Here is a 7,904-nt window from a genome sequence, read left to right on the forward strand (position 1 = left end):
GATTTCTATGGCAATTATATACAATCCAAATAAAAAAATATTTAACCTGCATACGGTGCATACAACTTATCAGATGCAGGTCGATCCACTGGGATATCTGCTGCATCTGTACTATGGAGATAAAACAAACAGCCCCATGGATTATGTTTTAACCTATGCAGACCGTGGATTTTCCGGAAATCCTTATGCAGCGGGCATGAACCGCACCTATTCTCTGGATGCACTGCCACAGGAGTATCCTTCCATTGGAACTGGGGATTACCGCAATATTGCGCTGAATATCAAAAATGAAAAAGGGGTGGAAAGCGCAGATCTGCTTTTTAAAAGTTATGAGATCCGAAGCGGCAAATACCGGTTACAGGGACTTCCGGCTGTCTGGGCAGACAAAGAGGAAGCACAGACACTGGAAATTGTCCTTGCAGACGAAAACGCACAGGTTGAAGTTCATCTGCTGTATGGTGTTTTGGAAGAAAACGATGTCATTACAAGGAGCGTCCGGATTAAAAATACGGGAACCGGGCAGATTACGATCGAAAAGGCAGCGGCAGCCTGTCTGGATTTTGTACATGGAGATTTTGATGTCCTGCGGTTTTATGGAAAGCATGCCATGGAGCGCAATCTGGAGCGTACGCCGCTGGGGCATGGAACCATTGCGTTTGGCAGCCGCAGGGGAACGTCCAGCCATCAGTATAATCCGGCAGTGATTTTGGCAGAAAAAGGAACAACAGAGACCGCAGGAAACTGCTATGGAATGCTGTTTGTATACAGCGGAAATTTCTCCTGTGAGGCAGAAAAAGATCAGTTTAACCAGACGCGCCTGCTTCTCGGATTAAATGAAGAACTGTTTTCCTATCCGCTTGCGGAAGGAGAAACCTTTACGGTACCGGAAGTCATTTTGTCTTATTCGGCAGACGGATTGTCTGCACTGTCGCAGCAGTATCATAACTGCATCCGCAACCATGTGTGCCGCAGCAAATATGTCCATATGCAGCGCCCGGTACTGATCAACAGCTGGGAGGCAGCCTATTTTGATTTTACGGGAGATACGATCGTGGATCTGGCAAAAGAAGCCGCTTCCCTTGGAATTGATATGGTAGTGATGGATGATGGCTGGTTTGGGAAAAGAAACGATGATAATTCTTCCCTTGGGGACTGGCAGGTCAATGAAAAGAAACTGGGGGGAAGCCTGGCAGAGCTTATTACCCGTGTGCATAATCAGGGGGTGAAATTTGGCATTTGGATTGAGCCGGAGATGGTCAATGAAGACAGCGATCTTTACCGGGCACATCCGGACTGGGCAATTCAGATTCCGGGGAAAAAGCCGGTGCGCTCGAGAAACCAGTTACTGCTTGATTTTTCCAGAAAAGAAGTGCGCGACTGTGTATTTGATCAGATTTGTGCCGTGCTGGATCAGGGAAAAATTGATTATGTCAAGTGGGATATGAACCGCAGTATGGCAGATGTCTATGCCGGAAATCTGTCCTATGATTACGTGCTTGGTGTCTATGATTTTATGGAGCGCCTGTGCAGCCGGTATCCGGATCTTCTGCTTGAGGGATGCAGCGGTGGCGGCGGCAGATTTGACGCAGGAATGCTTTATTATTCCCCGCAGATCTGGTGTAGTGACAATACCGATGCAATCAACCGCACAAGGATCCAGTACGGAACTTCGTTTTTCTATCCGGTTTCCGCAATGGGGGCGCACGTTTCGGCGGTGCCGAACCACCAGACCGGACGGGTGACAAGTTTCCACACCCGCGGGGTGACAGCGATGGCAGGAACCTTCGGTTACGAATTAAACCCGGCGCTTTTATCCGATGAGGAAAAACAGCAGATCCGGGAGCAGATTAAAACATACAAGAAGTATGAAACACTCATTAACGAGGGAACCTACTGGCGGCTGTCCGATCCGTTTATGGATGAAATTGCGGCATGGATGACGGTATCAGAGGAACAGGATCATGCATTAGTCAGCGCAGTGCGTCTTAGGGCAGAGGCAAATCAGGCAGCCGTTTATGTCCGCCTGCGTGGGTTAAAACCGGATGCCGTGTATCTGGAAGAACAGAGCGGCAGACAGTATACCGGTGCGGCACTGATGCATGCGGGAATTCCGCTTCCGCCGTTTACCGGGGAATATGAGGCGTATCAGTTTGCTTTTACAGAACTGAAAGAGGCGGGAAGATTATATGAAAAAGTACAGAAATTGTGTGACGGGAATGCCGAAAAACGGGTGGTCATCAGCATTTACGGTGGCTCCGGTTCTGGAAAAACAACACTTGCAACGGCATTGCAGCAGTACTTTTTAAATGACGGAACCGGATGTTATCTGCTCTCGGGCGATGATTATCCACACCGGATTCCAAAACGCAACGACGAAGAACGGCTGCGTGTGTATAAAGAAGCCGGGGAAGACGGACTGCGTGGATATCTCGGGACAAAGAAAGAGATTGACTTCGACCGGATCAATGAAGTGCTTGCGGCATTTCATGAGGGAAAAGATACGATCACATTGCGGCATTTGGGACGGGAAGATGGTGAGATTTCATCAGAAGAAACCGATTTTTCAGGAATATCTGTATTGCTTCTGGAGTGGACGCACGGAGGCAGTGACGATTTACATGGTGTGGATCTATCCGTCTTTCTGGAAAGTTCCCCGGAGGAGACAAAGGAGCGGCGCATCCGCAGAAACCGCGACGAGAATGCCGCAAGCCCGTTTATCTGCCGTGTGGTGGGACTGGAACAGGAAAAACTCGAAGTGCAGCGCAAAAATGCAGGATTGATCGTGGGAAAGGACGGAAGTGTTTATGAACAGTAAACCGATGCTCAATGCATATCCAGACAGTCTTGGAGGAAATCTTGGGGATATCGTAACATTGCTGAAAACGGAGGCTTTGCAGAATGTATTTTCTTCTTTTTACATCCTGCCGAGCCTGTACCATTCCGATCTCGACCGGGGATTTTCCGTGATCGACTATGACCTGAATGAGCAGCTTGCCAACCGGAAAGACCTTGAACAGTTAAAGGATATGGGAATCGACCTGAAACTGGATTTTATTTTAAACCATGCTTCCGCACAGTCCCCGCAGTTTCGGGATCTTGTGGAAAAAGGGGAGGATTCTGCGTACCGCAATTTTTTCATCGACTGGAACCATTTCTGGGAAGGGCATGGAACCATGACGGAGGAAGGCTATATCCAGCCGGATGAAAGCTGCCTGAAGCAGATGTTTTTCCGCAAACCCGGGCTGCCGATCCTGATGGTGGAATTTCCGGATGGAAAAAAAGTGCCGTACTGGAATACCTTTTATCAGGAGGTGCATGGCAGACAGTATCTCGGGCAGATGGATGTAAACATCCAGTCACCAAAAGTGTGGGAGTTTTATCGTGAAACACTGGAAAAAATAGCCTCTTACGGTGCAGCAATCGTGCGGCTGGATGCTTTTGCCTATGCGCCGAAAGCACCGGGAAAGAAAAACTTTCTCAATGATCCGGAGACGTGGGAACTTTTACAGAAGATCCATACGTTGGCAGAACCTTTGGGACTTACGCTTTTGCCGGAGATCCACGCAGCGTATGATGAAAAAATATATGAGACACTTGCAGAAAAAGGCTATGCAACCTATGACTTTTTCCTGCCGGGACTGGTCATTGATGCGATTGAGAACCGGCGCGGAACGTACCTTGCGGCATGGGCAGAGGAGATCGTGGCAAAGAAGATCTCCACGGTCAACATGCTTGGCTGTCACGATGGCATCCCGCTTCTGGATTTAAAGGGACTGCTTCCGGAAGAGGAGATCCAGTCATTGATTGACCGGATCGTATCCCGTGGAGGCATGGTCAAAAATTTACATGGACAAAAGAATCTGTATTATCAGGTAAACGCTACATATTACAGTGCATTGGGAGAATCGGATGAAAAAATGCTTCTGGCGCGTGCCATACAGATGTTTATGCCGGGCAAACCTCAGGTCTGGTATCTGGATTTGTTTGCCGGAAAAAATGACCACGAAGCGGTGCGACGCGCGGGAGAATCCGGACATAAGGAAATCAACCGGACAAACCTTTCCACTGATCAGATCGCGGAAGACCTGAAAAAAGATGTGGTTCAAAAACAGCTTGCGTTAATCCGCATGCGAAATACCCATAAAGCATTTTCGGAAGGCGCAGAGGTAGCAATCTCCGGAGGGGAGAGCTCTCTGCAAATCCGATGGGAATATAATAGTGCATTTGCAACATTAAATGTAAATTTTGAATCAGGAACATATACAATAGTAGAAAGCAGATAGTTAAGTTGGGCTGTCGATTGTACATGAAACCTAAACTTTATAATGGAAATAATCATAGATGAAACAAGCCACATAGGGATAATGCTCGGTGGCTTGTTTTGAAAATGGATAATTTGAATCTTATAACTTCGGATTTCGTCTTCTCAGTTTCCTATGTTCCTTTGCCGGCTTGGAACGTGAAAATATTTCTTTTAAGGTCTGTTTTTCTTCGACAGAAAGCTGGGTGATTTTCATTTCCAAATTTTTGCAGAACAAAAGGAGTAGTCCGTTAATATAAGCATCATTAGAGGCTTCGGGAGTATCCTCTGTAGCAAACTGAGTTGGAGAAGTAAAAGCATCGGTGGAGTCGGCACCGAGTTCGTTCAGTTTACATCTCATCACATCAAGAAAAGCGTTTGCTATCTGAATGCCTTTATCATTAAATCCATCAATATAGATTTCCAGGTCGGTCATGAATTTGAGGAAGCTTTCATGAGAGAGTAATTCTGATAATAGCCGTGGATTATATTTTTCATCAGTCAGTATTTGGACTGCATCATCATTGAGATGCAGATCGGATACTGACTTATTTGTATGTTCACGTAGTTCGGTTCGGTAAAGAAGATAATCGGTGCTTACTTGATAAAAGTCTGCAAGCGTCAGTAGATTGCCAAGTGACATATCTACATTTTCATCTTTCTCATAGTTGCCAAGTGTGGAACTTGGGATGCCGGTAGCATCAGACAATTCCTGCAATGACATTCTTTTTTCTGCGACTCTCAAATCTTTCAGCCGTTCCGGTATGGTAAGCCTTGTGTGCATAGTACATTCCTCGTTTCACAGATATAGATAGACTACCATGATATTGGTAAAGAATAAAGTGAAATTTAATTCATGTCTTGTCCAAAATATTGGAAAAAATCATAAAGAGGATATTTTTCCAGCATCTTGGATATACCGGATTCGTATAAAAATTTTGAGAAAATAGTTTCATACAATGAATCGGAAAGGAGTACAAAAATTATGGAATGTTGTAAATGTATCAAGAAAATCAATTTAGAAGCATGACGAATGAGGCAAAGACACTTTATATGATTTTGTTGGATCGGCGCTGCTTATCAGAGTGTAATGGTGATGCATGGTGAGATGAATACGGAACTACATTTATCATTTTTACAATCAAAGAAATGATGAAACTATTGCATCTGGGAAATAAGAAAATTAACAAGATGCTGAAGGAACTGGAGGTACATAATCTGATTTATCGAAACCATCAGGGATTAGGAAAGCCGAATAAGATATATGTATATGACTTGTTGAAAGCAGATAACTCGAATTGGCTGCCAAAGCAATTTAAGCACAGAAAGGGGCGGACAAATGAGAAAGAAATATTATGATGATGCAAAAGAGAATGCAGCATTTGAGAGATGTGTGGATGTTGTGACAGCACTGATCTTAAAATATGGATCGGCAATAAAAAGAAAATGGATTTTACGTGATTGGATAAAAAACATACAGGCTGACTGCTTTTGGAGAAGTTTAGCCTGTAAAAGATATCAGCGGTATTTCGATTGTATGAAAGCTATTGTAAAAAATGACGCAACATGACATAATCGGATTGACTAAAGTAACACAGATATTTATAATATAGACAAAACGAAAATGACATGAACGGAGGACAGAGTAATGGAGAAAACTGTAACACTTGAAGAGGCATTAAAAAGAATTGAGGAGTTGGAAAAAGAGAATGCAGAACTTCGGGAGGAATTGGAGTATTACAGAAATCGTAAGTTAAGCGGTCGTCAGAAACATAACGCCAAGTGGATGGCAATTTATAATGATTTTGTTGTTGGATATGAGAGCGGCATGACAATTGTAGAAATTGCGAAGCGGAACAATGTCAGTGAGAGGACGATTTACAGGTATAAAGCGTATTATGACAAACTGAGGGAAAAAGAGGAATAGACCATTTTACTGACGTCAGTAAAATGGTCATATGAGAATTGAGGACGATTTTTTTGACCGCAAATGGATGGAGGAGTTCTATGGCAGAAGATAAAAAGAAAGAAATCGATGTTACAGTAATAGAAGTAACAGAAGAATATCTAAAAGAAAAACTGTATAAAATTAGGGGTAAAAGGGTATTGCTTGATGCTGATTTAGCAGAGATATATGGCTATGATACGAAGGGATTTAATAGACAGGTAAAAAATAATATTGAAAAATTTGATGAAGATTTTATGTTTGAATTGACAGATGAGGAATTAGAAGATTTGCGGTACAAAAATTGTACCGCAAATATAAGTTCAAAAAGTCGTTATAATCCTCATGTATTTACAGAGCAAGGATTATATATGCTGATGACTGTCTTGAAAGGACCGTTGGCTGTTAAGCAGAGCAAGGCATTAATAAGAACCTTTAAGAAAATGAAAGATTACATATTAGAAAATCGTGATTTAATAGGTCAGCGGGAAATACTTCAGTTAAGCATGGAAACTGCTAACAACAGAATAGAAATTAACAAAATCAACTCAGATATGATATCTCTTGAAAAGCAGATTTCAGATGTTGCAGAAGGCTTGAAGGATGTTGTGACAAAATCTGAGTTGGCTGATATGATGAACAGCTTTGTTTCAGATGATGATGAAAAGTGGCTCATGTTTAACGCAAAATTTAGTAGTGCAGATGAGGTATATGAGACCATTTATAAGCAGGCAAAGTCGTCAATATATGTCGTTGACAATTATATTGGCTTAAGGACGCTGGTACACCTTAAGAATTCTCCGGCCGGAGTAGCTATTATTTTATTCAGTGATAATGTTGGAAATAATAAACTTCACAACATAGAATTTACAGATTTCTGCAAGGAGTACCCAACAGTAAATTTGTCAATGAAAAAGACAGGCGGTATATTTCATGATCGATTTATCGTATTGGATTATGGAACTGCTGATGAAAGGGTTTTCTTATGTGGTGCTTCATCAAAAGATGCAGGCGCTAGAATAACCAGTATTGTTGAAGATTATGGAATATCTAAATATGCCCCGGTGATTGCCACGCTGTTGAAAAATCCAACTTTGATTTTACCACAATAGAGGCGAGAGAAAGCAAGCTGTCACGGTTCCCCGTTACGATAAAAAATGCCACCATCTGAAAAAGGATTTGTGTACCCACTCCCATCCAATTTGTGGTACAATATCAATTAACAACAACATACCATACCAAAAGGAGGACATCCAATGCTTTTTATAGAATATCCCAAATGTTCCACCTGTCAGAAAGCGAAAAAATGGCTGGATGAACATGAGATTACATATACGGACCGTCACATCGTAGAGCAGAATCCGTCCTACGAGGAATTGAAAGAATGGCATGAAAAGAGCGGTCTGCCATTAAAGAAATTTTTCAACACCAACGGACTTTTATATAAAGAAATGAAGCTTAAGGACAGGCTTCCCGAAATGAGCAGGGACGAGCAGTTAAAGCTGCTTGCGACAAACGGAATGTTGGTAAAACGTCCGCTGATCGTAGATGGAAGTACGGTAATTACCGGTTTTAAAGAAAAAGAATGGTCAGAGCACTTCTTATAAAAATAAGCCTGAATTATTCACGGAACAGTATCTGAACTGATAACTGTACCAT

7 protein-coding genes are annotated in these 7,904 nt (G+C 42.8%); 6 read left to right on the forward strand and 1 reads right to left on the reverse strand.

Features of this window, described 5'->3' with window-relative positions; all coding sequences use genetic code 11:
* Positions 1 to 7: 7 nt before the first annotated feature.
* Positions 8 to 2,815 carry an alpha-galactosidase gene (locus DXA60_RS08100; protein WP_117920776.1) on the forward strand — a complete coding sequence of 936 codons (2,808 nt, stop codon included), beginning with the start codon at positions 8 to 10 and terminating at the stop codon, positions 2,813 to 2,815.
* A complete protein-coding gene (gene gtfA / locus DXA60_RS08105) occupies positions 2,805 to 4,283 on the forward strand; it encodes a sucrose phosphorylase (RefSeq protein WP_117920777.1) in 1,479 nt (492 codons plus the stop codon). The genes DXA60_RS08100 and gtfA overlap by 11 nt, the downstream gene beginning before the upstream one ends.
* A 120-nt stretch (positions 4,284 to 4,403) precedes the next feature.
* Here the strand turns inward: gtfA and DXA60_RS08110 are convergent, their stop codons facing one another.
* Positions 4,404 to 5,084 carry a helix-turn-helix domain-containing protein gene (locus DXA60_RS08110; protein ID WP_117920778.1) on the reverse strand — a complete coding sequence of 227 codons (681 nt, stop codon included), beginning with the start codon at positions 5,082 to 5,084 and terminating at the stop codon, positions 4,404 to 4,406.
* Positions 5,085 to 5,639: 555 nt separating this feature from the next.
* On the opposite strand from DXA60_RS08110, the gene DXA60_RS08120 reads away from it, so the two are divergent.
* The 4 genes from DXA60_RS08120 to DXA60_RS08135 all read left to right on the forward strand — a co-directional run bounded on the left by DXA60_RS08120 (position 5,640) and on the right by DXA60_RS08135 (position 7,852).
* Positions 5,640 to 5,870, forward strand: coding sequence for a hypothetical protein (locus DXA60_RS08120; RefSeq protein WP_117920780.1), 231 nt, complete (start codon positions 5,640 to 5,642; stop codon positions 5,868 to 5,870).
* Between the two features lie 78 nt (positions 5,871 to 5,948).
* Positions 5,949 to 6,227, forward strand: coding sequence for a helix-turn-helix domain-containing protein (locus tag DXA60_RS08125; RefSeq protein ID WP_117920781.1), 279 nt, complete (start codon positions 5,949 to 5,951; stop codon positions 6,225 to 6,227).
* An 80-nt stretch (positions 6,228 to 6,307) separates the two neighbouring features.
* Positions 6,308 to 7,357 carry an ORF6N domain-containing protein gene (locus DXA60_RS08130; RefSeq protein ID WP_117920782.1) on the forward strand — a complete coding sequence of 350 codons (1,050 nt, stop codon included), beginning with the start codon at positions 6,308 to 6,310 and terminating at the stop codon, positions 7,355 to 7,357.
* 144 nt (positions 7,358 to 7,501) lie between these two features.
* Entirely contained in the window at positions 7,502 to 7,852 is a 351-nt protein-coding gene (locus tag DXA60_RS08135) for an arsenate reductase family protein (protein ID WP_117920783.1), read from the forward strand.
* Positions 7,853 to 7,904: the final 52 nt, after the last annotated feature.

The organism is Roseburia sp. OF03-24 (assembly GCF_003463035.1).
Taxonomy (GTDB): domain Bacteria; phylum Bacillota; class Clostridia; order Lachnospirales; family Lachnospiraceae; genus Roseburia; species Roseburia rectibacter.

Coding starts and splice junctions, on each gene's coding strand:
- DXA60_RS08110 (WP_117920778.1), bottom strand. CDS start 5,084: ATGCACACAAGGCTTACCATACCGGAACGGCTGAAAGATTTGAGAGTC.
- DXA60_RS08125 (WP_117920781.1), top strand. CDS start 5,949: ATGGAGAAAACTGTAACACTTGAAGAGGCATTAAAAAGAATTGAGGAG.
- DXA60_RS08135 (WP_117920783.1), top strand. CDS start 7,502: ATGCTTTTTATAGAATATCCCAAATGTTCCACCTGTCAGAAAGCGAAA.
- gtfA (WP_117920777.1), top strand. CDS start 2,805: ATGAACAGTAAACCGATGCTCAATGCATATCCAGACAGTCTTGGAGGA.
- DXA60_RS08120 (WP_117920780.1), top strand. CDS start 5,640: ATGAGAAAGAAATATTATGATGATGCAAAAGAGAATGCAGCATTTGAG.
- DXA60_RS08130 (WP_117920782.1), top strand. CDS start 6,308: ATGGCAGAAGATAAAAAGAAAGAAATCGATGTTACAGTAATAGAAGTA.
- DXA60_RS08100 (WP_117920776.1), top strand. CDS start 8: ATGGCAATTATATACAATCCAAATAAAAAAATATTTAACCTGCATACG.